23 protein-coding genes are annotated in these 23,723 nt (G+C 71.9%); 10 read left to right on the forward strand and 13 right to left on the reverse strand.

Features of this window, described 5'->3' with window-relative positions; translation table 11 throughout:
* Positions 1-44: 44 nt before the first annotated feature.
* Complete coding sequence (locus AB0M43_RS34475) at positions 45-1,295, forward strand: amidohydrolase (RefSeq protein ID WP_363730788.1); 1,251 nt, start codon at positions 45-47, stop codon at positions 1,293-1,295.
* A 45-nt stretch (positions 1,296-1,340) separates the two neighbouring features.
* On the opposite strand, the gene AB0M43_RS34480 is transcribed toward AB0M43_RS34475, so the two are convergent.
* From AB0M43_RS34480 to AB0M43_RS34490, 3 genes are read right to left on the reverse strand one after another with little or no spacing between them, the layout of a single operon-like run.
* Positions 1,341-2,105 carry a methyltransferase domain-containing protein gene (locus tag AB0M43_RS34480; protein WP_363730791.1) on the reverse strand — a complete coding sequence of 255 codons (765 nt, stop codon included), beginning with the start codon at positions 2,103-2,105 and terminating at the stop codon, positions 1,341-1,343.
* Positions 2,089-3,216 (reverse strand): N-methyl-L-tryptophan oxidase, encoded by a 1,128-nt coding sequence (gene solA / locus AB0M43_RS34485; RefSeq protein ID WP_363730793.1) that lies wholly within the window; start codon positions 3,214-3,216, stop codon positions 2,089-2,091. The genes AB0M43_RS34480 and solA overlap by 17 nt, the downstream gene beginning before the upstream one ends.
* On the reverse strand, positions 3,203-3,829 hold the full coding sequence (locus tag AB0M43_RS34490) for a hypothetical protein (protein WP_363730795.1): 627 nt from the start codon (positions 3,827-3,829) through the stop codon (positions 3,203-3,205). Before AB0M43_RS34490 ends, solA begins: the two co-directional genes overlap by 14 nt.
* An 83-nt stretch (positions 3,830-3,912) precedes the next feature.
* On the opposite strand from AB0M43_RS34490, the gene AB0M43_RS34495 reads away from it, so the two are divergent.
* Complete coding sequence (locus AB0M43_RS34495) at positions 3,913-5,925, forward strand: hypothetical protein (RefSeq protein ID WP_363730797.1); 2,013 nt, start codon at positions 3,913-3,915, stop codon at positions 5,923-5,925.
* A 72-nt stretch (positions 5,926-5,997) separates the two neighbouring features.
* On the opposite strand, the gene AB0M43_RS34500 is transcribed toward AB0M43_RS34495, so the two are convergent.
* Positions 5,998-7,386 carry an NAD(P)H-quinone dehydrogenase gene (locus tag AB0M43_RS34500; protein WP_363730799.1) on the reverse strand — a complete coding sequence of 463 codons (1,389 nt, stop codon included), beginning with the start codon at positions 7,384-7,386 and terminating at the stop codon, positions 5,998-6,000.
* A gap of 75 nt (positions 7,387-7,461) precedes the next feature.
* Between AB0M43_RS34500 and AB0M43_RS34505 the strand changes: the two genes are divergently transcribed.
* The gene (locus AB0M43_RS34505) at positions 7,462-7,905 is read left to right on the forward strand and encodes a gamma-glutamylcyclotransferase (RefSeq protein WP_363730801.1); all 444 of its coding nucleotides are present in this window, start codon (positions 7,462-7,464) and stop codon (positions 7,903-7,905) included.
* A 121-nt stretch (positions 7,906-8,026) separates the two neighbouring features.
* Here the strand turns inward: AB0M43_RS34505 and AB0M43_RS34510 are convergent, their stop codons facing one another.
* The 3 genes from AB0M43_RS34510 to AB0M43_RS34520 are packed head-to-tail and all read right to left on the reverse strand — an operon-like array spanning position 8,027 to position 10,360.
* Positions 8,027-8,968, reverse strand: coding sequence for a GNAT family N-acetyltransferase (locus AB0M43_RS34510; protein ID WP_363730804.1), 942 nt, complete (start codon positions 8,966-8,968; stop codon positions 8,027-8,029).
* Between the two features lie 49 nt (positions 8,969-9,017).
* Positions 9,018-9,761 (reverse strand): hypothetical protein, encoded by a 744-nt coding sequence (locus AB0M43_RS34515; protein ID WP_363730807.1) that lies wholly within the window; start codon positions 9,759-9,761, stop codon positions 9,018-9,020.
* A 2-nt stretch (positions 9,762-9,763) separates the two neighbouring features.
* Positions 9,764-10,360, reverse strand: coding sequence for an MBL fold metallo-hydrolase (locus AB0M43_RS34520; RefSeq protein ID WP_363730809.1), 597 nt, complete (start codon positions 10,358-10,360; stop codon positions 9,764-9,766).
* Positions 10,361-10,430: 70 nt separating this feature from the next.
* Between AB0M43_RS34520 and AB0M43_RS34525 the strand changes: the two genes are divergently transcribed.
* Complete coding sequence (locus AB0M43_RS34525) at positions 10,431-11,372, forward strand: DUF4349 domain-containing protein (protein ID WP_363730812.1); 942 nt, start codon at positions 10,431-10,433, stop codon at positions 11,370-11,372.
* Between the two features lie 173 nt (positions 11,373-11,545).
* Here the strand turns inward: AB0M43_RS34525 and AB0M43_RS34530 are convergent, their stop codons facing one another.
* Positions 11,546-11,986, reverse strand: coding sequence for a DoxX family membrane protein (locus AB0M43_RS34530; protein ID WP_363730815.1), 441 nt, complete (start codon positions 11,984-11,986; stop codon positions 11,546-11,548).
* Between the two features lie 72 nt (positions 11,987-12,058).
* Here AB0M43_RS34530 and AB0M43_RS34535 point away from each other — a divergent pair, with 72 nt between their 5' ends.
* Positions 12,059-12,592: a TetR/AcrR family transcriptional regulator gene (locus AB0M43_RS34535; protein WP_363730817.1), complete on the forward strand. Its 534-nt coding sequence runs from the start codon at positions 12,059-12,061 to the stop codon at positions 12,590-12,592.
* Between the two features lie 142 nt (positions 12,593-12,734).
* Here the strand turns inward: AB0M43_RS34535 and AB0M43_RS34540 are convergent, their stop codons facing one another.
* The 4 genes from AB0M43_RS34540 to AB0M43_RS34555 all read right to left on the reverse strand — a co-directional run bounded on the left by AB0M43_RS34540 (position 12,735) and on the right by AB0M43_RS34555 (position 17,693).
* A complete protein-coding gene (locus AB0M43_RS34540) occupies positions 12,735-14,480 on the reverse strand; it encodes a biotin carboxylase N-terminal domain-containing protein (RefSeq protein ID WP_363730820.1) in 1,746 nt (581 codons plus the stop codon).
* Between the two features lie 154 nt (positions 14,481-14,634).
* Positions 14,635-15,987: an ABC transporter substrate-binding protein gene (locus AB0M43_RS34545; protein ID WP_363730823.1), complete on the reverse strand. Its 1,353-nt coding sequence runs from the start codon at positions 15,985-15,987 to the stop codon at positions 14,635-14,637.
* A 12-nt stretch (positions 15,988-15,999) separates the two neighbouring features.
* The gene (locus tag AB0M43_RS34550) at positions 16,000-16,806 is read right to left on the reverse strand and encodes a carbohydrate ABC transporter permease (protein ID WP_363730826.1); all 807 of its coding nucleotides are present in this window, start codon (positions 16,804-16,806) and stop codon (positions 16,000-16,002) included.
* A complete protein-coding gene (locus tag AB0M43_RS34555; RefSeq protein ID WP_363730829.1) occupies positions 16,803-17,693 on the reverse strand; it encodes a sugar ABC transporter permease in 891 nt (296 codons plus the stop codon). Before AB0M43_RS34555 ends, AB0M43_RS34550 begins: the two co-directional genes overlap by 4 nt.
* Before the next feature lie 160 nt (positions 17,694-17,853).
* Here AB0M43_RS34555 and AB0M43_RS34560 point away from each other — a divergent pair, with 160 nt between their 5' ends.
* From AB0M43_RS34560 to AB0M43_RS34570, 3 genes are read left to right on the forward strand one after another with little or no spacing between them, the layout of a single operon-like run.
* On the forward strand, positions 17,854-18,807 hold the full coding sequence (locus AB0M43_RS34560) for an ATP-binding cassette domain-containing protein (protein ID WP_363731153.1): 954 nt from the start codon (positions 17,854-17,856) through the stop codon (positions 18,805-18,807).
* Positions 18,804-19,574 carry an ABC transporter permease gene (locus AB0M43_RS34565; protein WP_363730831.1) on the forward strand — a complete coding sequence of 257 codons (771 nt, stop codon included), beginning with the start codon at positions 18,804-18,806 and terminating at the stop codon, positions 19,572-19,574. Before AB0M43_RS34560 ends, AB0M43_RS34565 begins: the two co-directional genes overlap by 4 nt.
* Positions 19,575-19,625: 51 nt before the next feature.
* Positions 19,626-20,804, forward strand: a complete 1,179-nt coding sequence (locus AB0M43_RS34570; protein ID WP_363730834.1) for an MFS transporter — start codon at positions 19,626-19,628, stop codon at positions 20,802-20,804.
* A gap of 50 nt (positions 20,805-20,854) precedes the next feature.
* Here the strand turns inward: AB0M43_RS34570 and AB0M43_RS34575 are convergent, their stop codons facing one another.
* The gene (locus AB0M43_RS34575; protein WP_363730837.1) at positions 20,855-21,484 is read right to left on the reverse strand and encodes a Maf family protein; all 630 of its coding nucleotides are present in this window, start codon (positions 21,482-21,484) and stop codon (positions 20,855-20,857) included.
* Between the two features lie 153 nt (positions 21,485-21,637).
* Between AB0M43_RS34575 and ddaH the strand changes: the two genes are divergently transcribed.
* The gene (gene ddaH / locus AB0M43_RS34580; protein WP_363730839.1) at positions 21,638-22,438 is read left to right on the forward strand and encodes a dimethylargininase; all 801 of its coding nucleotides are present in this window, start codon (positions 21,638-21,640) and stop codon (positions 22,436-22,438) included.
* Complete coding sequence (rocD, locus tag AB0M43_RS34585) at positions 22,438-23,631, forward strand: ornithine--oxo-acid transaminase (protein ID WP_363730841.1); 1,194 nt, start codon at positions 22,438-22,440, stop codon at positions 23,629-23,631. The genes ddaH and rocD overlap by 1 nt, the downstream gene beginning before the upstream one ends.
* Positions 23,632-23,723 lie beyond the last annotated feature (92 nt).

Consider the following 23,723-nt stretch of genomic DNA (forward strand, 5'->3'; position numbering starts at 1 on the left):
AAAGAACATATTCCTTAGTCCCGACTGGAAATCGAGAAAAGACAGTGACGAGCGCACTGAGCACGCTGACGTCGCCCTGGCCCTCTGACTCCGACAGCCTCACCGGCTCCGACCCGCTGCCCGGTCAACTCGACCGCTGGCTCGCGGCGCACGGCGCCGAGCTCGTGGCTACCCGACGACACATCCACGCCCACCCGGAGCTCTCCGGCCAGGAGTTCGGCACCGCCGAGCTCGTGGCCGAGAAACTGCGCGCGGCCGGTCTCTCGCCGCGCCTGCTACCCCGGGGCAACGGGCTGTTGTGTGACATCGGCGAGGGCGACCGGGTCGTGGCACTCAGAGCCGATCTCGACGCCCTTCCCCTCCCGGACATCAAGGACGTGCCGTACCGGTCGACCCGCGACGGCGTCGCGCACGCCTGCGGCCACGACGTGCACACCACGATCGTGCTCGGCACGGGCCTGGCGCTCGCCCAGCTCGCCCGGGACGGCCAGCTCGACGGCCGGGTCCGGCTCGTGTTCCAGCCGTCGGAGGAGAAGACCCCGCAGGGCGCCCCCGAGATGATCGGCTTCGGCGCGCTCCAGGACGTCAGCGCCATCTACGCCCTGCACTGCGACCCGCGGCTGCCCGTCGGCCTGCTCGGGGTGCGGCCCGGCCCGATCACGGCCGCCGCCGACATCCTCGAGGTCGAGCTGACCGGCCCGGGCGGGCACACGTCCCGACCGCACCTCACCGTCGACCTGGTCAACGCCCTGTCGAGGATGGTCACCGACGTGCCCGCGCTGCTCAGCCGCCGGGTGGACCCCCGGGCCGGGCTCGTGATGGTGTTCGGCGCGATCGGGGCGGGCGAGGCGGCCAACGCGATCCCGAACACCGGGTTCGCCCGGGCGACGGTGCGGGTCCTCAACCGCGACGTGTGGCGCACGCTGCCCGACCTGGTCACCGAGCTGGTGCACGACGCGCTGGCCGGCACCGGGGCGAAGGCCAACGTGACGTACACCCGGGGGGTGCCGCCGGCGATCAACGACCGGATGGCCAACGCCGTCCTGGCCGGGGCCGCCAGCGCCGCGCTGGGCGCGGACCAGGTGGTCGAGACCGAGATCAGCCTGGGCGGCGAGGACTTCGCGTTCTACCTCGACCAGGTGCCCGGCGCGCTGGCCCGGCTCGGCGTCGGGGTGCCCGGCTCGGGCAAGGTCGTCGACCTGCACCAGAGCGGCTTCGACGTGGACGAGCGCGCGATCGGCTACGGCATCCGCGTCCTGACCCACACGGCCCTCGCCGCGGTGGCGACCGCCTAAGAACTTCATCTGGGTACGAGTACGGGAGTGACCGGGTCTCCTCGGTCACTCCCGCCGTGCGAGTACGACCAGGTCCACCGCGCTGGTCACCGGCGCGGACGGCTCCGACGCGGCGGCGGCCGCCAGCTGGTTCAGCCCGTTGGCCAGCTCCACCTCGGTCAGGTGCCGGAACGCCGACACGGCCCGGTGCCGGATCCGGTCCAGGTACGCCGTCAGGTTCGGCGCGATCTCCAGGGTGAGCGTCGACAGGCTCACCAGGCCCAGCCCGGCCCGCAGCGCCGCCTTCTCCGTCTCCTCCACGGTCGGCAGCCCCGTCTCCTCGATCTCGTGCGCCCGGGGGAAGTACGGCGACCAGGCCCTCGGTGACGGGCGGCCGGAGAAGTTGCCGCACAGCAGGACCCTGCCGCCCGGCCGGAGCACCCGGGCGATCTCGGCGAACGCGCCGGCCCGGTCGGCCACGTGGTGGTACACGAGGAACAGCAGCACCACGTCGCACGCGTTCCCCGGCAGCGGGAGACACTCGGCGCTGCCGGCGAGGTAGTGCACCCGGGGGTGCGGGCGGCGGGCCAGGGCGAGGGCGCGCATCTGCGCGGACGGCTCGACGGCGTACACGGTGCCGCCGAACCGGTCGGCGAGCCCGGGGCTGAACCGGCCCGTGCCGGCGCCGAGGTCCAGCGCGGTCAGGGGGCGGTGCGCGGGCGCGCGGGACGTGAACTCGGCGAGGAGCTGTTCGGTGGTGCCGGGCGGGAGCGACTGGCCGTCGTCGTACCCGACGTAGAGCCCGTCGTCGTAGTTAACGTCCCGGGTCATCGAACCGCCGGGGGTCGAAGAGGTCGATCGCCAGGGCGGAGCCCCCGTCGACGGCCAGCCCGGCGGCGGCCTCCCCGATGGCGGGGGCGAGTTTGAACCCGTGACCGGAGAAGCCGCCCAGGACGGTGAGCCCGTCGCGGGCGCCGACGAGGAAGTGCCGGTCGGGGGTCAGCGAGTACATGCAGGTGGCCATGCGCAGCGGCCTCGGGTCGACCCCGGGCAGGGTGCCGGCCACGATGTCGCCGAGCCGGGCCGCGTCGAGGGCGTCGGCGGGGCGGACCCCGGCGCGCGGATCCACCGGCTCGTCGATGCCGGGCCAGGCGTGCAGGCCGAGCTTGACGGCCCCGTCGATGGCGGGGAAGCCGTACCAGTTGTGCTCCCAGCTCTCGTCCATCCGGATGAACACCGGGAACCGGTCGGCCGCGTACGCGGCGGTGGCCGCGAACCAGCCCACCACCCGGCGGACCACCCGCACGTGCGGGGCGAGCCCGGGCACCAGCCGGGGGGTCCAGCCGCCGCCCGCGACCACGACGTGCCGGGCGGTCAGCGTCGTGCCGTCCGCCAGCCCCACGCGGCCCGGTTCGACCTCGACGGCCTCCCCCCGGACCACCTGTGCCCCGAGGGCCACGGCGGCGTCCACGGCCGCGTGGACGGCCTTCTCGGGGTAGACGACACCCGCGTCGTACTCGAAGACGGCCATCATGTCCTCGGCCACCCGGTGCTGCGGATAGAGCCGGTGCAGTTCGCGCGCGTTGAGCACGTTGTACTTCAGGCCGTGCTCCTCGGCCGACGCGATCGAACCGGTGATCGCGGGCGAGTCCTCCCGCCCGAGCATCAGGCCACCCGTGCGGTCGAGCAGAGTCGTGCCGGACTCCTTTTCGAGTTCCGCCCACAGCCGCCAGGAGTCGAGGAGCAGCGGCACATAGGCGGCGCCCTCCGCGTACGCGGTGCGGATGATCCGCGACCCGCCGTGGCTCGCCCCGCGCGAGTGTCCGATGTCGAACTGCTCGACGCCGACGACGTCCACGCCGCGGTGCGCGAGGCGCCACAGGGTCTGGCTGCCCATCGCGCCGAGTCCGACGACGACGACGTCCGCGTTAATAGTCCTCATGATTCTCGGCTTCCCTCCGCGCGCTCTCTGCGGGCTGCTTGGGGGCGTGCCGGGCGGGCGTCTTGCGGATGTGGAATGCGCCCTTCTCGAATACTACCCAGGAGCGCAAGAGGCTGGTCACGGTCTCGGGGGCCAGTGGTTCGCGACTGATGATCGCGGTACCGGCGGCGGGATTGAGATCGTGGTCGTACGCCAGCCAGATTCCCGGGATGATGCCCGCGTTCGAGGGGATCCGATTCACGAAGCGGTAGACCAGAGTTTCGGTGTGCGTACGGCCCTGGAACACCATCACGTAGTGGTCGTGTTCCTCGTACACGCTGCCGCGATAGCGCAGGGGCGGCGGGGTGGCGCCGAAAGTCGGCGGCGGATAGCGGCCGAAGTTCTCCCGGCTGACCACATAGCGCTGGAGCACCCCGGAACGCACGTGGAACGTGCCGTGCCGCAGGTGCAGCCGGCCGTCGATGAAACTGTAGCTGTACGAATACCAGAGGCCGCCGAGCGGATGTCGGCGCAGTCTCCGAAAGGGATAGAGGAGGACGCGGTAGAAGGGAACGACCAGCACGCCGATCACGGCACCTACGACGGACGTGATGATCCAGTTCGGTTCCACCACCCGTTTTCCCCCTCCCGGCAGGGATTGGTTCGGACAGCATAGGTGATCTATCTCTTTGCGTCGATATCGGCGACACTCTGGGTATGCCTCACACCGAACTCCGGGTGCACGGAGTCGCCGGCCATTCCGCCGAACACATCCTCGGCCGCCAGCACACCACCCGGGTCGCGGGGGACTCCGACGCCGGCTTCTACCGGCCCACCCCGCCCGAGGATCCGCGGGGCCCGGCGGGCCTGGACCTGGAGGCGTACCGGTGGGGCAGCCTCACCTCGGGCGCCGCGTCCAGGGCACTGTGGCTCCTGCTCCTGCCGTTCACCCTGGCCAACCTGACGTACTGGCTGCGGCCCGCCGGCCCCCGGGGCGCCGGCCTGAGCCGCCTGTTCGCGCTCTCGCTGACCGGCTCCTTCGTGGTCGGGATCAGCGGGGTCACGATGGACGTGCTCGGCTGGCAGCGCGGGCGCGGCGACTGGGTCGGGGCCGGCGCGCTCGGCACGGCCGCCGTGATCGGCGTGCTCTGGTTCCTCGGCCGGCAGACCTGGAAGCGGTACGAGTCCTACCGGGGCACCGCCACCCCGCCCGGCACCGCCAGCCTGTGGAACGGCGAACTGCCCGTCGTCCGGGGCCGCGCGCTGCACGTCGGGGCGGCGTTCGCGACCCTGGCCGCCCTCGTCCCCGGGCCGCGGGGGTTCACCGTCGCCGCCGTGCTCGTGCTGGCCTGCGCGGCCGTCCTCGTCCTGGTGCCCGCCGTGCACGACAGCGGGAGCCGGCAACCCCGGTGGACCCTCGGCACCGGGGCGGTGCGCACCGCCGGCCTCCTGGTCGCGGCGGTCACCGTCACCCACGCCCTGACCGCCGACGTCGCCTACACCCGCGACGCGCCGCTGCCCGGGTACGCGGACACGGTCCTCTGGCTGTTCGCCGGCCAGTCCCTGCTCCTGCTGGTCCTCGCGGTGCGCGCCGGACGCACCCCGGCCCTCGTCGGCTCCTACGCGCTGTGGACCACCGCCCTGTTCAACGCGGGGCTCACGCACCGGGTGGCCCGGCTGGTCGAGCGGCCGTGGGACGACTGGGTGCTGCCGGCGGCGTACAAGTGGACGGCTCTCGGTTTCGACTTCGCGCTCGTCATCGGGGTCGTCGTGGCGCTGCTCGCGTGGCGGGTGCTCCGCCGGGGCAGGGCCGCCGCGCGCGCCGTCGCCGACAGGGACTTCCCCGGCGGCCGGGCCGCCGACCCCACCCGGGCGGGGAAGATCGACACCGCGATCAGCGGGTCGCGGCTCACCGAGGCGGCCCGCCCCCTGCTCCTCGGGGCCTACGTGCCGCTGCTGCTCGGCGCGCTCGCCGCGACCGGGCTCGCCATCGCCGACGCCCGGGTCCCCACCGCCCTGGTCTGGGCGGTCAACCTCGGAACCTGGCTGATCGGGGCGTGCGTGCTGGCCGTCATGGCGCTCGGCCTGTGGGCCTACAGCTCCCAGACCATGCGCCGGACCGTCGGCGCGCTGTGGGACATCGGCACCTTCTGGCCGCGCCTGGCCCACCCGCTGGCCCCGCCGTGCTACGCCGAACGCGCCGTGCCCGAACTGGCCGGCCGGGTCCGGGACCTGCGCTCGGTGGTCCTCGTCGGCGACAGCCAGGGTTCGGTGCTGTCCCTCGCGGCCGTCCTGCACCTCGCAGGGGACCGCCCGGCCGGCCTGGGCCTCGTCACCCACGGCTCACCCCTCGGCCGGGTCTACGCGCACTACTTCCCGGCGTGGTTCGACGCCGACGTGTTCGGCCGGGTCGACGTGCCGTGGGTCAACCTGTGGCGGGACACCGACCCGCTGGCCGGCCCCGCGCCCGACGCCGACAACCGCCGGCTGCGGGACCCGATCGAGTTCACGGGCCCGATCAGAGGCCACGGGGGGTACCGGGCGGACCCGGCCTACTCCACGGCGATCTGGGACGTGGCGGGCCACGAACGCGGGCCCGACGCGCCCCCGGCGCCACGGGAAGGCCCGGAGGTCGGCGGCACGCCGGGGCTGGTGCAGCAGCGCCGACCGGAGCCTGGCCGGGTGCTGGACGGGGCCGGGCGGCCGGAGCCCGACGACGCCGGGCCGTGACCGCGGACCGGGCCCGGGGGACTTCCCGGCCGGGACCGGGGTCGGGTACTCCCCGGCCCCGGCGCGTCCGGTCTAGACGAACTCGTGCTGCATCAACTGCCGGGCCGCCTCGGCCAGCGACCCCGCCAGCGACGGGTAGATCGTGATCGTCTGGGCCAGCTGGGACACCGTCAGGTGGTGCTCGATGGCCAGCGAGATCGGCAGGATCAGCTCGCTCGCCTTCGGGGCCACGACCACGCCACCGATGACCAGCCCCGACGCCGGCCGGCAGAAGATCTTCACGAAGCCGTCGGTGATGTTCGCCATCTTCGCCCGCGCGTTGCCGTCCAGCGGCAGCATCACGGCCCGGGCCGGGACCTTGCCGGTATCCACGTCGTTCTGCGACACGCCGACCGTGGCCAGCTCCGGATCGGTGAACACGTTCGCGGCGACGGTCTGCAGGCGCAGCGGGGAGACCGCCTCACCCAGGGCGTGCCACATCGCGATCCGGCCCTGCATGGCCGCGACGCTGGCCAGGGGCAGGACGCCCGTGACGTCGCCGGCCGCGTAGATGCCCGGCACGTTGGTGCGCGACACCCGGTCGGTGGAGATGTAGCCCCGGTCCGTCTTCACGCCGTACTCGTCGAGCCCCAGGCCCTCCGTGTTCGGCACCGAGCCCACGGCCATCAGCGCGTGGCTGCCCTCGACCTTGCGGCCGTCGGCCAGCTCCACCAGCACGCCGTTCGGGGTACGGGTGACCTTGTCGGCGCGCGACCGGCCCAGGATCGTCATGCCCCGGGCCCGGAACACCCGCTCGATCGCGGCGGCCGCGTCGGCGTCCTCGTGCGGCATGACCCGCTCCCGGCTGGAGACCAGCGTCGTGTCCACCCCGATCGCGTTGTACGCGCTGGCGAACTCCGCGCCCGTCACCCCGGAACCGATCACGATCAGCTTCTCGGGCAGGTCCGGCAGGTCGTACACCTGGCGCCAGGTGAGGATGCGCTCCCCGTCCGGCACCGCGTCCGGCAGCACCCGCGGGGTGGCCCCGGTGGCGAGCAGCACGATGTCGGCCTCGACCACGTACTCGGTGCCGTTCGTTGGCTGGATCACCACCCGGTGGGTGTGCCCGAGCGCGTCGGAGCCCAGCCGGGCCCGGCCGTGCACGAAGTCCACGCCCACCTTGCAGAGCTTTGCCCGGATATCCTCGGACTGGGCGATGGCGAGGTGTTTCACCCGGCTGTACACCGCCTGGGCGTCCACCACCGCCGGGCCGGCGCTGACCCCGAGGGCCGACGCCGCCGACATGGCGGTCACGACGTCCGAGGACGCGATGAAGGTCTTCGACGGCACGCAGTCGGACAGGACGCACGCCCCACCGGCCCCGTCCGCCTCCACCACGGTGACGTCGGCGTCGAGTTGGGCGGCGACGAGCGCGGCCTCGTACCCGGCCGGGCCACCACCAATGATCACGATGCGAGACACAAGCCAACTCTCCAAACAACTCGACTGCCGGCCAGGCTTATTCTCCACCACGGCAATTCAAGCTATCGTCGGCTGGTGCCGATGTACGCAGCGTATGGCTCAAATCTCGATCCCGGCCGCATGCGGGCCTACTGCCCGCACTCCCCGATGGTGGGGACCGGCTGGCTGGAAGGCTGGCGTCTGACCTTCGCCGGGGAGAAGGAGATCGGGCCGGAGGGCTCGGTGGCCACCCTGGTGGAGTCCCCGGGCGACCAGGTGTTCGTCGCGCTCTACGACATCCACTCCTTCGACGCCCAGGCGCTCGACGACCTGGAGGGGGTGGCCTCCGACACGTACCGGAAGCTGCACGTCCGGGTCGCCACCCTGGAGGGCGAGTACACGGCGTGGCTGTACGTCTTCACCGGCTACGAGGGCGGCCTGCCCTCGGCGTGGTACCTCTCCGAGATCGCCAACGCGGCGGAGAAGGCCGGCGCGCCCGACGACTACGTGGCCGCGTTGCGGGCCCGACCCGCGGCGTAACGGGGCGACACGCCCGGGCGCGGGTTCACGGGACAATTTTCTGGAAGGCACCGTCGGGCCCAGCTCTGGGCGGTGCCGCCGTGCTGGAGCACCGGGCGCCCCCGGTACCCCGCTGAAGGGTCTAGACCGGAACGGTCTGCTTGTAGATGTTCGCCACGTAGGCCGGCGTCATGCCCAGCGACTCGTACAACCGGTACGCCCCGGTGGGGTTCGTCGTGTCCACGCCCAGCCCCACGGCCGTGCGGCCCTTCTCCGCGTACAGCGCGAAGGCCGTCTCCAGCAGCATCCGGGCCAGGCCGCGCCCCCGGTACGCCGCCAGCACCCCCAGGGTGCGCACCCAGCCCTCGTTGCGGTCCAGGGCCTGGTTGGAGGACCGCAGCACCCCCACCATGCCCCCGTCGACCTCGCAGACCAGCCACTCGTCCCACGGCACCTCCCCGGTCAGGGTGGCCTGGAACTCCTCGAACGACCGGTGCAGCGGGTGCGCGGTGTCCGCGAACGTCGTGACCGCGATCTCGTCGAACCGGCGCAGCTCCTCGGGGCGCATCACCCTGATCACCACGCCCTCCGGCGGCACCGGGGCCTTCTCGTCGCCGTCGAGCGGCCGGCTCATCCGGGCGTGCTGGGTGGCGAACTCGAAGCCCGCCTCGGCGAGGAAGCCGATGTAGCGCTCCTCGGTGCCGGGCACCGCCCCCGCGGCGAGACCCAGCTCGGTCGACCCCTTCGCTCGGGCCCGCTCCACCGCCCGGGCCGTCAGGAGGGCGATCATGGTGCGTTGCAGCTCGGCCGGCTCCTCCGGATGCTGGTAGGCCTCGCAGTAGATCTCCTGGTCACCGTCCTCCAGATACCCCCAGCAGACCAGGCGGCCCGCCGGATCGCGGACCAGCCAGGAATCGGCCTCCGGGTCGAAGCCGGTGGCCGTGAGCACCTCCGTGACCTGCGACTCGTCGAAGTCGGGGAAGCCGATCGCGACCATGTCGCTCGCGTGCAGCATCGTCAGGATCTCCGGGACGTCGTCCAGGTGCGGTCGCGCGGTCGTGAACCCCGTGGGAAAAGTGCTCATGTTCCCAGTGAAGTCCGGCCACCCCACGTCGTCCACCAGATTTCATAAATCAGGGCTTGCGGGTTACCACTTCCCGCGCGGCGGAGACGAGACTCACCAGCTCGGCGCGCTCCGCCGGGACCAGCGCCCGGAACGCGTCACCCGCGAGCCGGTCCGTCAGGACCTCGGCGTTCGCCCGACGACGGAAGAGCGGAGCGATCTCCGGGTACGGCGGCTGCCAGCCGAACGCCATCGCCCCCGCCGGACCCTCCGGCCCCGCCACGATCGCCTCGATCGGGGTGAGCCCCACCGCCCGGACCGCCAACAGGTGCACCCCGCCCCGGAACTCCCGCAACAGGTGCAGGGCCACCGCCGCCCGGGCACCGGGACCGTCCTCCGGGGCCGGCGTCGACCGCCACGCCCCGAACAGGGTCAGCCCCGCCGCGTCCGCCGCCGCCGCGACCCGGCCCGCCAGATCCGCCAACCGGGCCACCCCCGCGAAGCCGTCCAGCCGCTCCCGGCCCCACCGGCAGCACTCCGCCAGGCTCGCCTCCGCGATGTCCGTCGGCCGGGCCGTACGGCGCGCCGCGTGCCAGCCGTCGCGCACCGCGTCCAGCGCGATGAAGCCCATGGCGCTCGCCACCACCTCCGGGCGGACGTCGCCGAGCACGCCACCCCGGCCGGCCACGTAGAAGCCCCAGCCGGTCAGGCCCATCGCGCGGGCCCGGCGCAGGGTCTGCGGGCACTCGCCGTACGCCGCGCCCAGGGTGTACACCGCCGCCTTCAGGGCCGCCGCCGTCTCCGCCGGGGTCATCGTCAGACCGTGTCGCCGGGACGCACGCGGACGTAGCCCACGTCGGTGTACTCGTGCAGCCACCCGTCGAAGGTCGGCAGCGCGCGCTCCTGGTACATCCCGTCGTGGATCGGGATCGTGCGCTCCGCCTTCACGTTCCTCGCGAAGTCGATCGCGGCGTCCAGGTGCCACCACGGGCCGCCCAGGGGCAGCAGCAGGGTCTCCACGGACTGCTCCGGACGGGAGAAGGAGTCGCCCGGGTGGTACACGCGGTCGTCCACGACGTAGCCCAGGTTCGCGCACCGGGGCCGGTCCCCGTACGCCGTGGCGTGCTCGCCGCCCACCGCCCGGATCCGGAACCCGGCCGCCGTGAACTCCTCGCCGGTCCGCACCGACGTCACCGGCAGCCCGTCCAGGTCGGCGCCCGCCGGGGCGAACACCGGCACGTCCAGCGCGCGGAGCCGGGCCAGGTCCGCGTGGTCGGCGTGCTCGTGGGTCAGCAGCACCGCGTCCGCGCCGGCCAGGGCCTCGGGTTCGGCCCACAGGCCGGGGTCGATCACCAGCACCCCGCCGTCCCGCGCGAGGCGGACGCAGGCGTGGGTGTACTTCGTGAGCTCCATGTGACCTAGCCTATGCCGACTCGCAACCGACCGGACGGAACCGGGTGCCCAGGACGCACATCGGATCGACATGCGTACCAAGTGGATAGTCATCCCCCTGTTGGCGGTCGCCCTGACCGGCTGTTCCTCCGCCTCCGACGACCGTGCCGAGAAGAGCGCCGCGGGCCCTGCGGCGCAGGCGCCCAACGGGGCGCCGCCGCCCGCCAAGGACGCCGCCCCGCCGCTCAAGGGCGCCCCGGCCCAGGTCGACGTGAGCACCCGCTCGATCATCTACACCGGAACGACCACCGTGAAGGTGGACAACATGGAGACCGCGGCCGGGGACGCCGCCGCCATCGCCGAGCGGGCCCGGGGCTTCGTGGGCGGCGAGCAGCGCGGCACCGGGCGGGGCGCGCCGACCGCGACCCTGACCCTGCGGGTGCCGTCCGCCGCGTTCTACGCCACGGTCACCGAGATCGCGAAGCTCGGCAAGGAGCAGGCCCGCGAGATCAAGACCGAGGACGTCACCTCCGCCGTGGTCGACGTCGACGCCCGGATCATCGCCCAGCGGGCCAGCGTGCAGCGGATCCGGGGCCTGCTCGACAAGGCCACCGGCCTGTCCGAGATCACCACCATCGAGGCCGAGCTCGCCAAGCGCGAGGGCGAACTGGCCTCGCTGGAGGCCCGCAAGCGCAGCCTCGACGACCAGGTGACGCTGTCCACGATCACCGTGAAGCTGATCGGGCCGGACGCACCGGTCAAGGTGGTCGAGCCGAAGAAGCCCGAGACCGGGTTCCTCGCGGGGTTGAAGTCCGGGTGGAAGGGGTTCACCGGGCTGGTCGACGCGGCGCTGACGGTGTTCGGGGCGCTGCTGCCGTTCCTGGCGGTGCTGGCGGTTCCGGTGGTCGGGCTGCTGGTGTGGCGGCGGCGGAGCAGGGGGGTCGCGCGGGTGGCGCCGACGGCGTCCGCTCTGGCGACGTCGGCTCCGACCGGGACCGCTCCCGCCTCTGCCGCCGCTCCGCAGGAGAGCTGACCTGGCGGTGAGCTGACCTGGCGCTGAACCCGGGCCGGTGGCCGCGACCCGCCGTCGCGACCACCGGCCCGGGGCCGTCAACGCCAGGCCGGGGTCGGCCTGAGGACGCCTGACCTGTGAGGATCCGTGCCGGGCCCTCGCGCCGGAACCGTGACCCGGTCCCGGGGCCTGGGCTACAGCGCCGCCACCACGCACGCCGCCAGGAACACGACCTGCTCGATGGTGCGGGGCAGGAGCGCCGTGGCCGGCCGGCCGCCGAACATCAGCTTCGCCCGGGCCGCGTACACGTTCGCGGGGAACATGGCCAGGAGTAGCAGGCCCAGGCAGACCGCGGCGAGCCGGGCCGTCGGGGGGAGGAGGAGACCGGCCGCGCCGGCGAGTTCGAGGACGCCGGTGGCCGTGACCAGGAGGGCCGGGGCGGGCAGGGCCGGCGGCACCATCGCGATCATGTCGCCGCGCAGCTTGGGGTGGAAGTGTGCGATCCCGGTGACCAGGAACATCAGGGCCAGCCCGCCGCGCAGGGCTTCCGGCCAGGTGTCGAAGAGGTCCACGCCGAGCCAGCCGGTGCCCCGGAACAGCAGCGAACCGACGACGAGTGCGATGAGGGGTGCCATGTCCGTACTCCAATCTTGTCAGTGTCAAGACTAGGGCTGGCATCCTGAACTTGTCAATGGCAAGATGTGGGCATGGGCTACCACCACGGAGATCTCCGCCGCACGCTGCTCGCCACCGCCGCCGAGGCGATCGCCGAGACCGGCCCCGCCGCGCTCAGCCTCCGCGACCTCGCCCGCCGGGCCGGCGTCTCGCACGCGGCGCCCGCCCACCACTTCGGCGACAAGCTCGGGCTGCTCACGGCACTGGCCATCGAGGGGTACGAGCTGCTGGCCGAAGCCCTCACGGCGGCCGGCGGCGACATCCTCGACGCGGGAGTGGCCTACATCCGGTTCGCCATGGCGCACCCGGCGCACTTCGAGGTGATGTTCCACCCGACCCTGTACCGGGAGGACGAGATCGGGCCCGCCCGCGACGCCAGCGCCGCCGCCCTCCAGGCCGGACTGGCCAACCGCCCCGCCCCGGAACTCGGCCCGGACCCGCAGCTCACCGGCTACGCGGCCTGGTCCATCGTGCACGGCTTCGCCACCCTGGCCCTGGCCGGCAACCTGCCGCCCGAGGTTGTCGCCGACCCCCGCCCGGTGATCCGGCTCCTCTTCGCGAAGTGACCGGCCCGGGAGCTGTCACCGCGCCGGCCCACGACGCCCCGCGCGCCCTAAGTCGCAGTGCGCGCGCCGCCCGGTGGCGGCGTGACCAGGGCACGAGAAAGGGCCGGCCCGCGAACGGACCGGCCCACCTCGTACCCGAAAACTAGTCCTTGATCTCGCAGAGCACCGCGCCGGCCGAGACGACCTCGCCCACCACGGCGGCCAGGCCCGTGACCGTGCCCGCCTTGTGCGCGTTCAGCGGCTGCTCCATCTTCATGGCCTCCAGGACCACGATCAGCTCGCCCTCGGCCACCTGCTGGCCCTCCTCGACCGCGATCTTCACGATCGTGCCCTGCATCGGGCTGGCCAGCGACGAACCGCTCGCGGCCTTCTTCGCGCCACCGCCGCCGCCCCGCTTCGGGGCCGCCTTCTTCGCGGCCGGGGCCGAACCCGCGCCCAGCCCGGCGGGCAGCGTGACCGACAGCCGCTTGCCGCCGACCTCGACCACGATCGTCTCGCGCGGCTCGGACTCCTCGGACAGGGCCGGATCGGTGAACGGCGCCACCGAGTTGACCCACTCCGTCTCGATCCACCGGGTGTGCACGGTGAACGGGTCGGCCGTGAACGCCTCGTCCCGGACGATCGCCCGGTGGAACGGCAGCGCCGTGGCCATGCCCTCGACGACCAGCTCGTCCAGCACCCGGCGGGAACGCTCCAGGGCCTCCGTGCGGGTCGCCCCGGTCACGATCACCTTGGCGAGCAGCGAGTCGAAGTTGCCGCCGATCACGGAGCCGGACTCGATGCCCGCGTCGACCCGCACGCCCGGCCCGGACGGGGCCACGAAGCGGGTCACGACGCCCGGCGCGGGCAGGAAGCCCCGGCCCGGGTCCTCGCCGTTGATCCGGAACTCGAAGGAGTGCCCGCGCGGCGTCGGGTCCTCGGTGATCTCCAGCGCGAGCCCGTCGGCGATCCGGAACTGCTCGCGGACCAGGTCCAGGCCCGTGGTCTCCTCCGACACCGGGTGCTCGACCTGGAGCCGGGTGTTGACCTCCAGGAAGGAGATGGTGCCGTCGACCCCGACGAGATATTCGACGGTACCGGCGCCGTAGTAGCCCGCCTCGCGGCAGATGGCCTTCGCCGACGTGTGGATCTGGGCCCGCTGCGCGTCGGAGAGGAACGGCGCCGGGGCCTCCTCGACCAGCTTCTGGTGCCGGCGCTGCAACGAGCAGTCCCGGGTGCCGACCACGATCACGTTGCCGTGCTGGTCGGCCAGGACCTGCGCCTCGACGTGCCGGGGCTTGTCCAGGTACCGCTCCACGAAGCACTCGCCCCGGCCGAACGCCGCGACGGCCTCCCGGGTCGCGGACGCGAACAGCTCGGGGATCTCCTCCAGCTCGCGGGCCACCTTCAGCCCGCGCCCGCCGCCGCCGAACGCCGCCTTGATCGCGACCGGCAGGCCGTGCTCCTTGGCGAACGCCACGATCTCGTCGGCGTCGGACACCGGGTCGGCCGTACCCGCGACGAGCGGCGCGCCGGCCCGGGCCGCGATGTGCCGGGCGGTCACCTTGTCGCCCAGGTCCCGGATGGCCTGCGGGGACGGGCCGATCCAGGTCAGGCCCGCGCCGGTCACGGCCTCGGCGAACTCGGCGTTCTCGGACAGGAAGCCGTAGCCGGGGTGCACCGCGTCGGCACCGGACCGCCGGGCGACGTCGATCAGCTTGTCGATCACCAGGTAGGTGTCGCCGGGGGTGTCACCGCCGAGCGCGAAGGCCTCGTCGGCCATTCGGGCGTGGGGGGCGTCCCTGTCCGAATCGGCGTACACGGCGACGCTGGCGAGGCCGGCGTCCCGACAGGCCCGGATGACACGAACCGCGATTTCGCCACGATTGGCGATCAATACCTTGCGCACGGTCCGGAGTCTAGCGGTCCCCGTTTCCCGGGGGCCCCGAACGGGCCCCCGGGAAATGTCACTCCGGGAGGTCTTGCGCGGCGGCTCGGAAACCGGGCCGGATCAGGCTCCGTGACCAGGCCAGGGCAGGCCCCGGGCCGCCGCCCGGCTCGACCTACTTGACTGCCCTGTTGTACGCGTCGATCGGCGACTTCAGCGTCCCGGCCGCGTCCGTCATCGCCTCGTCCGCGTTCTTCGTGTCCGTGATCGCGGCCTCCAGCCCGTCCTCGGCGGCCTTGCGGGCCTGCGGCATCACGCCGAGCGCGCACCCGGCCGAGGCGACCGACGGCGGCAGGTCGTGCAGCTGGGTCACCGCCGTGCCGAACTGCGGGGCCGCGTCGATCACGGCCTTGCGGTTGACGGGTACGTAGCCGGTGCCCGTGTGCCACTGGGCCTGCTGGGTCGCCCCGACCGCCCACTTGGTGAACTCCCACGCGGCCCGCTGCTCGGCGGCGGAGTGCCCGACCCCGTTGATCCACAGTGACGCGCCCCCGATGATCGGACCGCCGGTCGAGGTCTTCGCGACCTTCGGGAACGGCGCGGTGGCCACGGTGAACTTGCCCTTCGCCGCGTCCAGGTAGCCCCGCAGCGTCGAGGTCGACTCCAGGTGCATGGCGACCGTGCCCGACTTGAACGCGGCCTGGGCGTCGTCGGTCTTGCGGCCGGTGTTGGTGGCGTTGCCGGACTTCACCAGGTCCGCCCACCACTGGGCGACCTTGATCCCGGTCGGGGACGCGAAGTTGACCTTCGTGGCGAGACCGTTGCGGCCGTTGCCCTGGTCGCAGTACTCCTCGGCGTTGGTGGCCAGCAGCTGTTCGACGAACCAGCCGTAGATGGCGGCGTTGAAGCCGTACTGGGTGACCTTGCCGGAGGAGTCGCGGACGGTGAGCTTGCGCGCGTACTCGGAGATCTCGTCGAGCGTGCGCGGCGGCTTCGTCACGTCCAGCCCGGCCCGGTCGAACGCCTCCTTGTTCAGGTAGAGCAGGGGCGTGGACGAGTTGAACGGCATCGACTGGAGCTTGCCGCCGACCTTGTAGTAGCTGGCGATGTTGGGTTCGAGGTCGTCGAGCGCGAACTTGTCGGCGTCCACGAAGCTCTGCATCGGCACCGTCTGCTTCGAGTCCACCATGAACCGGGTGCCGATGTCGTAGATCATCACCAGGGTCGGGGTGTTCTTCTGCTGCACCGCCGCCTTGTACTTGGTGACGGTCTCGTCGTAGCTGCCCTGGTACACCGGACTGATCTTGATCTTCCCGGCGTGTTCCTTGTTGAACGTCGAGGTCAGCGCCTCCAGGGCCGTCGCGTTGGCGCCCTTCATCGAGTGCCAGAACTCGACGTTCGTCTCACCCTTCGCGTTGGCGAGCGCGTCCGCACCGGGCGCGTCGGTCGGCGCCTGCGCCTTCGGGGTGCTGGTGCACGCGGCGGCCAGGCCGAGCACGAGGAGCAGGGGGAGCAGCCTTCGTTTCATGGGCGAGCCTTTCTACTTGACCGCACCGGCGGTCAGACCACGGACGATGTGCCGCTGCCCGAAGATCACGATGGCGAGGGTGGGCAGCAGGGAGAGTACGACCCCGGCGAGGATCAGGCCGGGCGAGGCGGCCTCGGCGTCGTTGAGCTGGGACACGCCGATCTGCAATGTCTGGTACGACGGGTCCCGCACCAGCAGCAACGGCCAGAGGAACTGGTTCCACGCGGACAGGAACACGTACACCCCGACGGCGGCGATCGCGGGCTTGGACAGCGGCACCAGGATCCGGAACAGGAACCTCAGGTGCCCCGCGCCGTCCATGGCGGCCGCGTCGCGCAGCTCGGCGGGGAACTGCCGGAAGCTCTGCCGGAGCAGGAAGGTCCCGAAGGCGCTGGCGAGGAAGGGCAGGACCAGTCCGAGGTACGTGCCGGGGCCGCGCGCCAGGCCCCAGTCCGAGATCCGCAGGTAGTTCGGGATGATGATCGACTCGACGGGCACCATCAGGGTGGCCAGGAAGCCCCAGAACACGAACCTCGGCAGTCGCAGGTAGACGAAGGCGTAGGCCGCGAGAATGCTGGTGAGCAGCTGGCTGGCCGTGATCACCCCGGCCTGGACCGCCGAGTTGGCGTACTGCCTGGCCAGAGGCACCGCTTCCAGGACCTCGCCGAAGTTGCCCGGACGGATGCCGCTCCGGGGGAACAGGGCCGGTGGGCTCAGGTCGCCGGGCACCATGACCGAGCCGGCGAACGCGTAGTACACCGGGAAGAGCACGGGGATGGCGGCGAGGGCGAGTACCAGGTAGACCGGCAGTTTTCTCATCTGTAGTGCACCCGCCGTTCCAGCACGCCGAACTGCACCGCCGTGCATGCCAGCACGATCAGCAGGAGGACGATCGCCCGCGCGCTGGCCCCGCCGAAGTCCGAGGAGCCGTAGGCGAAGGCCTTCTCGTAGATCGAGTACACCAGGGTGGTGGTCTGCCCGTTCGGCCCGCCCTTGGTCAGGATGTGGATCTGGCCGAAGCTCTGCAACGCGTGGATCGTCGAGACCACGACCAGAAAGAACAACTGCGGGGACAACAACGGGATGAGTACGCCCCGGGCGAGTTTCCAGCCGGTCGCCCCGTCCAGTCGGGCCGCCTCCACCACCTCGGCCGGGATCGAGCCCACCCCGGCGGACAGCACCAGCACGTTGTACCCGAGGTTCATCCACACCGTCGTCGCCGCGACCGAGACCAGCGCCATCGACGGGTCGGTGAGCCAGTCGACCCGGTCCGCGCCGAGGCTGCCCAGGGCCGCGTTGGCGATCCCGACCGCCGGGTTGTAGATCACGGCGAACACGACGCTCGCGGTGGCGACGCTGAACGCGAAGGGCAGCGCGAACACGGTCCGCAGGAACCGGACGCCCCGGATCCGCGCCTCCAGCAACAGCACCACGAACAGCGCGCCCACGACGGCCGGCACCACCGACAGCACGGTGAACCCGAGCGTCACGAGCAGCACCTGGCCGAACTCCGGATCGGCGAACATCTCCGTGAAGTTCAGCGGCCCGACATACGCGCTCGGCCTGCCGAACAGGTCGTTGCCATGGAGTGACAGCGAGACGGACTGGCCCAGCGGCCAGAAAATGAAGAGGCCAAAACCGACAATCGAGGGCAGGATGAAGGCCCAGCCGAGTCCGGACGCGGAGCGGCGTGGCAGCGGGGACACCGGGCTCCTTCGCGCTATGACCGTTATAGCTACTGGCGGGTACATCCTGTCGGAAACTGTCGGTGGTGACCAGCACAATGCGGGTGCGGTTTCGTGAGTTGACGTGACGTCATAGTGATGTCACCATGATGCCGAGAATTGACGTCTGGAGCATGTAGTGATCATTGAGACAGTGGGGCTGAAGAAGACCTTCAGCTCCCGTAAGGGAGATGTCGAAGCCGTGCGCGGCGTCGACCTCGCCGTGGAGGAGGGCGAGATCTTCGGCTTCCTCGGCCCCAACGGCGCCGGCAAGACCACCACCCTCCGTATGCTCGCCACCCTGCTGGAGCCCTCCGGCGGCACCGCGACCATCGCCGGCGCCGACCTGCGCAAGCAGCCCGGGGACGTCCGCGCCCGGATCGGGTACGTCGCCCAGGGCGGCGGCACGTGGGACGAGGTCAGCGCCCGCGAGGAGCTCGTCTACCAGGGCCGGCTGCACGGCATCAACCGCACCGAGTGCAAGGCGCGGGCCGAGCACGCCATCAAGGCGTTCCAGCTCGAGGAGTTCGCCGACCGCAAGACCAAGACCTACTCCGGCGGCCAGCGCCGCAGGCTCGACATCGCGCTCAGCCTGATGCACAAGCCGCAGCTCGTCTTCCTCGACGAGCCCACCACCGGCCTGGACCCGCAGAGCCGCGCCCACATGTGGGGCGAGGTCCGCCGGCTCCGGGACGAGGGCATGACCGTCTTCATCACCACCCACTACCTGGACGAGGCCGACGCGCTCTGCGACCGGATCGCGATCATCGACCACGGCCAGATCGTCGTCACCGGCGGCACCGACGAGCTCAAGCGCCAGGTCTCCGGGGACGTCGTGAACATCGGGGTCCTCGCCCACGACCTCGCCGCCGCCGAGGCCCTGGTCAAGGAGGAGAGCTACGTCCGCGAGGCCGAGACCACCGCGTCCGGTCTCCGGTTGTACGTGGAGGACGGCTCCGCCGCGCTCCCGCACCTGCTGCGCCTCCTCGACAGCAAGGCCATCCCGCTCAGCTCCATCGAGCTGCACCGGCCGAGCCTCGACGACGTGTTCCTGCGCCAGACCGGCCGCTCGCTCCGTGAGGGAGAGAACGCGTGAAACTCCTCCGTGACACCTGGCTCGTCTTCGCCCGGCAGATGGCGCTGCTCCTGCGCAACCCGGTCTGGGTCATCGTCGGCATCATGCAGCCGCTGTACTTCCTGTACCTGTTCGGCCCGCTGCTCACCAAGGCGTTGCAGGCCCAGCTCCCGCCGGGCGCGCCCGAGTCCGCGGCGTACCAGTTCTTCATCCCCGGCCTGCTGATCCAGCTCGCCATGTTCGGCTCGATGTTCGTCGGCTTCGCGCTCGTCGCCGAGCTCCGGCAGGGCGTCATCGAGCGGATGCGGGTCACCCCGGTCAGCCGGCTCGCCCTGCTGCTCGGCCGGTCGGGCCGCGACATCGTGATGCTGATCTTCCAGTCGCTGGTGATCGTGCTGCTCGCCCTGCCGCTCGGGCTCAAGGTCGAGATCGGCAACCTGGCGTTGGCGTTGGCGCTTCTCGCCCTCATCGGGCTGCTGATGTCCTCGTTCTCGTACGCGATCGCGCTCATCCTGCGCAGCGAGGACGCCCTCGCCCCGCTGCTCAACACGATCAGCATGCCGATCTGGCTGCTCTCGGGCATCCTGCTGCCGATGACGTTCGCCCCGGGCTGGCTGTCGACGATCTCCAAGTTCATCCCGTTCAAGTGGGCCGCCGACGCCGCCCGGCAGCTGTTCGCCGGCAACCCGGGCGACCCGGTGGTGTGGAAGGGCCTGCTGTTCGTGGCGATCCCGACCCTGCTGTGCGTGGTCTGGGCGAGTCGGAAGTTCGCCAAGTCCGTCCGTTAGTTTCGCTACACGGTTGCGAATCTGCACGCCCCTGGCGCTAGCGTCAGGGGCGTGCCCCGTCTCCTGCGCGACCGACTCACCTGGCTGAGCTACGCCCAGCTCGGCATCTGGGGCTACTTCCTCTACGCGTTCGCCCCCGTCGTCCCGTTGCTCCAGGACGAACAGGGCACGAGCAAGTTCGTCGCCAGCCTGCACGGCAGCGCCCTGGCCGTCGGCTCGATGATCGGCGGCGGCCTCGTGTACCCGCTGCTGCTCCGCAGGTTCGGCCGGGGCCGGGTCGTGTGGATCGGCCTCGCCGGGGTGGCCGTCGGCGTCACCGCCCTCGTGCTGTCCGAGCCGCTGCCGCTCACCCTCGGCGCGACCCTGCTCGCCTCGATCTTCGGCATCGTCGTGGTCAGCTACATCTCGCCCACCCTCACCGACGCGCACGGACCCAGCGCCCCCGCCGCGATCAGCGAGGCCAACGCGATGGCCTCCGGGCTCGGCGTCATCGCCCCGGCCGTGGTCGGCGGCGCGGTCGCCCTCGGGTACGGCTGGCGGCCCGCCATCGCCGTGACCGTCCTGCTCATCGCGGCCCTGGCCCTCTACGCCAAGGTCACCCACACGAGCACCGTGACCGGCGGGTACGCGGTCGTGCACGGCGACCGCCCCGGCCGGCTGCCCCTCGCGTACTGGTTCGCGTGGGCCGTCATGGCCCTGTTCGGCGCCGTCGAGGTGTGCCTCACCCAGTGGGGGAGCACCGTGCTGCGCGACCACGCGGGCATGTCCGACGGCGCGGCGGCCGGCAGCATCTCCGCCGTCATCGGCGGCATGTTCGTCGGCCGGCTCGTCGGCGGCCGGCTCGGGCTCCGGTACCGGCCGGCGACCCTGCTGCTCGGGTCGCTGGCGTTCGCGCTCGCCGGGTTCGCGCTGTTCTGGACGAGCACCGCGCCCGCCCTGGCCGTCGTGGGGCTGGTCCTCGCCGGGCTCGGGATGGCCGTGCACTACCCGATGGGCATCGCGCTGTGCATCGACGCGTCCGGCGGGCACCCGGACCGGGCGACGGCGCTGTCCTCGTACGCGATGGGGATGTCGTTCGGGATGACCACGTTCATCCTGGCCCCGGTCGCGGACCGGATCGGCACCCACCGGGCGTTCCTGCTGCTGCCGATCCTGTTGGCGGTGGGGGCGGTGTGCGTGTGGCAGGCGAGCCGGCGGCTACCGGCGCGCGTGCCGGCCACCACGGGCTGACCCGGGTCGGGGCTCCGGGATCGGGGCGCGCCGGAATCGCGGGCTCGCGCCTAGGGGGTCGGCGGGGCCCACAGGTCGGTCACCGCGACGCCCAGCTCGGCCAGCATCCGGCGGAACAGCGGCAACGACAGGCCCAGTACGTTGCCGTGGTCGCCCTCGATGCCGTCGACGAACCAGCCGCCGTACCCGTCGAGGGTGAAGGCGCCCGCGACCCACAACGGCTCGCCGGTGGCCACATAGGCGTCGATCTCCGCGTCGGACGGGTTCCCGAACCGGATCACCGTGCCGGCGACGGCGTTGACCTCGCGGTCGCCGAGGACCAGGTGGTGGCCGGTGTGCAGGATGCCCGACCTGCCGCGCATCCGCAGCCAGCGGGCCCGGGCGTCGGCGGCGTCGTCGGGCTTGCCGTAGACCTCGCCGTCGAACTCCAGCACGGAGTCGCAGCCGAGGACGAGGGTGCCGCCGGCCGCCCCGGGAGCCGGGTCGTCCGAGGCCGGCGTGCCCTGCCCCGCCGCCACCGCCCGGCACTTCAACCGGGCCAACTCCCCGGCCACATACGCCGCCGGACCGGTCACGACGGATTCGTCCACGCCGCTCACCACGACCGCGGGATCCAGGCCCGCCGATCGGAGCAGGGCCAACCGGGCGGGGCTGGCGGACGCCAGGATCAGACGGGGCATCGGGGGATCGTATCCCGCGCAACGAATCGCCGTTGAGGCCGGGAAAGACGCAACGAGTCGCCGTAATAGAGCAACGAAGCGCAATGGTTTTCGGTCTGCGCGTTGCCTACCGTTTGGGTCATCACGATAAGACGATCTCGCCCCGGAGGATCAATGAAGCTCCAGCCCAGGCACTATCTCATGTGCCGCCCGACGTACTTCACCGTGGAGTACGTGATCAACCCGTGGATGGACCCCGAGGTGCCGACCGACACCGCCCTCGCCGTCTCCCAGTGGGAGAAGTTGGTCGAGATCTACGGGCAGCTGGGCCACAAGGTGGACTTCATCGACCCGATCCCGGGCCTGCCGGACATGGTCTTCGCGGCCAACGGCGCGACCGTCGTCGACGGCCGGGTGCTCGGCGCCCAGTTCCGCAACGTGCAGCGCGCCGACGAGGGCCCGGCCTACTCCGCCTGGTTCGAGGCCGCCGGCTACGACGTCAAGGCCCCCAAGCATGTCAACGAGGGCGAGGGCGACTTCCTCGTCACCGAGAACTTCGTGCTCGCCGGCACCGGCTTCCGCACCGACCCGGGCGGGCACTCGGAGGCGCAGGAGTGGTTCGGCCGCCCGGTCATCTCGCTCCAGCTCGTCGACCCGCGCTACTACCACCTGGACACGGCGCTGTTCGTGCTGGAGGCCGACCAGGTCGCGTACTTCCCGGGCGCGTTCAGCCCCGGCAGCCAGCAGGTCCTGGCCCGGCTGTTCCCGGAGGCGCTCCTGGTCAGCGCCGCCGACGCGGGCGTGTTCGGCCTGAACTCGGTCTCCGACGGCCACAATGTGATCGTCCCGCCGCAGGCCACCCAGCTGATCGCGGACCTGACGGCCCGGGGCTACAACCCGATCACGGTCGACCTGTCCGAGCTGCTCAAGGGTGGCGGCGGCCCCAAGTGCTGCACCCTGGAGATCCGGCCGTGATGACCACCGACGCCGTCGAGTACGCCGAGCGGCACACCGCGCACAACTACCACCCGCTGCCGGTGGTGATCGCCGACGGCGAGGGCGCGTGGGTCACCGACATCGACGGCAAGCGGTACCTGGACTGCCTCGCCGGCTACTCGGCCCTCAACTTCGGCCACCGGCACCCGGTGCTGATCGAGGCGGCCAAGGCCCAGCTCGACCGGGTCACCCTGACCTCGCGCGCGTTCATCCACGACCAGTTCGGCCCGTTCTGCGAGGAGCTGGCCGAGCTGTGCGGCAAGGAGCTCGTGCTCCCGATGAACACCGGGGCCGAGGCCGTGGAGACCGCGATCAAGGTCGCCCGCAAGTGGGGCTACCAGGTCAAGGGCGTGCCGCAGAACAAGGCGAAGATCATCGTCGCGGAGAACAACTTCCACGGGCGCACCACGACGATCATCAGCTTCTCGACCGACGAGGACGCGCGGGCCGACTTCGGGCCGTACACCCCCGGCTTCGAGATCGTGCCCTACGGCGACCTGGCGGCCCTGACGGCCGCCATCGACGAGAACACCGTCGCGGTCCTGCTCGAACCCATCCAGGGCGAGTCGGGGGTCCTGGTGCCCCCGCCCGGCTACCTGGCCGGCGTCCGCGCCGTGACCAGCGCCAACAACGTGCTCTTCCTGTGCGACGAGATCCAGTCGGGCCTCGGCCGGACCGGACGCAACTTCGCCATCGAGCACACCGGCGTCGTCCCGGACATGTACCTGCTGGGCAAGGCCCTCGGCGGCGGCGTCGTACCCGTCTCGGCCGTCGCGGCCAACCGGGACGTCCTCGGCGTGCTCAAGCCCGGCCAGCACGGCTCCACGTTCGGCGGCAACCCGCTCGCCTGCGCGGTCGGCCGGGCGGTCGTCGGCCTGCTGCGCACCGGCGAGTACCAGGCCCGGGCGGTCGACCTCGGCAAGCAGCTGCACGCCGGGCTGGAGGACCTGGTCGGGCACGGCATCCTCGCCGTCCGTGGCCAGGGCCTGTGGGCCGGGATCGACATCGACCCGGCGCTCATGACGGGCCGGCAGGCCTGCGAGAAGCTGATGGACCTGGGCGTCCTGGTCAAGGACACCCACGGCTCCACCATCCGGCTCGCCCCGCCGCTGGTCGTCACGGGCGACGAGATCGACCTGGCGGTGGAGCGGCTCCGCACGGTCCTGGGATAACTCTCGGGGCGGCTCCGACCGGGAGCGGCGTCACCTCCGGGTGGCGCCGCTTCCGCGCGTTCCGGAACACCCCAACCCCTCAGATGGGTACT

The organism is Longispora sp. NPDC051575 (assembly GCF_040681875.1).
In the GTDB taxonomy this organism is placed as follows: Bacteria; Actinomycetota; Actinomycetes; order Mycobacteriales; family Micromonosporaceae; genus Longispora.

Coding starts and splice junctions, on each gene's coding strand:
- AB0M43_RS34545 (WP_363730823.1), bottom strand. CDS start 15,987: ATGAAACGAAGGCTGCTCCCCCTGCTCCTCGTGCTCGGCCTGGCCGCC.
- AB0M43_RS34495 (WP_363730797.1), top strand. CDS start 3,913: ATGCCTCACACCGAACTCCGGGTGCACGGAGTCGCCGGCCATTCCGCC.
- AB0M43_RS34520 (WP_363730809.1), bottom strand. CDS start 10,360: ATGGAGCTCACGAAGTACACCCACGCCTGCGTCCGCCTCGCGCGGGAC.
- AB0M43_RS34515 (WP_363730807.1), bottom strand. CDS start 9,761: ATGACCCCGGCGGAGACGGCGGCGGCCCTGAAGGCGGCGGTGTACACC.
- AB0M43_RS34525 (WP_363730812.1), top strand. CDS start 10,431: ATGCGTACCAAGTGGATAGTCATCCCCCTGTTGGCGGTCGCCCTGACC.
- AB0M43_RS34535 (WP_363730817.1), top strand. CDS start 12,059: ATGGGCTACCACCACGGAGATCTCCGCCGCACGCTGCTCGCCACCGCC.
- ddaH (WP_363730839.1), top strand. CDS start 21,638: ATGAAGCTCCAGCCCAGGCACTATCTCATGTGCCGCCCGACGTACTTC.
- AB0M43_RS34510 (WP_363730804.1), bottom strand. CDS start 8,968: ATGAGCACTTTTCCCACGGGGTTCACGACCGCGCGACCGCACCTGGAC.
- rocD (WP_363730841.1), top strand. CDS start 22,438: ATGACCACCGACGCCGTCGAGTACGCCGAGCGGCACACCGCGCACAAC.
- AB0M43_RS34480 (WP_363730791.1), bottom strand. CDS start 2,105: ATGACCCGGGACGTTAACTACGACGACGGGCTCTACGTCGGGTACGAC.
- solA (WP_363730793.1), bottom strand. CDS start 3,216: ATGAGGACTATTAACGCGGACGTCGTCGTCGTCGGACTCGGCGCGATG.
- AB0M43_RS34550 (WP_363730826.1), bottom strand. CDS start 16,806: ATGAGAAAACTGCCGGTCTACCTGGTACTCGCCCTCGCCGCCATCCCC.
- AB0M43_RS34575 (WP_363730837.1), bottom strand. CDS start 21,484: ATGCCCCGTCTGATCCTGGCGTCCGCCAGCCCCGCCCGGTTGGCCCTG.
- AB0M43_RS34530 (WP_363730815.1), bottom strand. CDS start 11,986: ATGGCACCCCTCATCGCACTCGTCGTCGGTTCGCTGCTGTTCCGGGGC.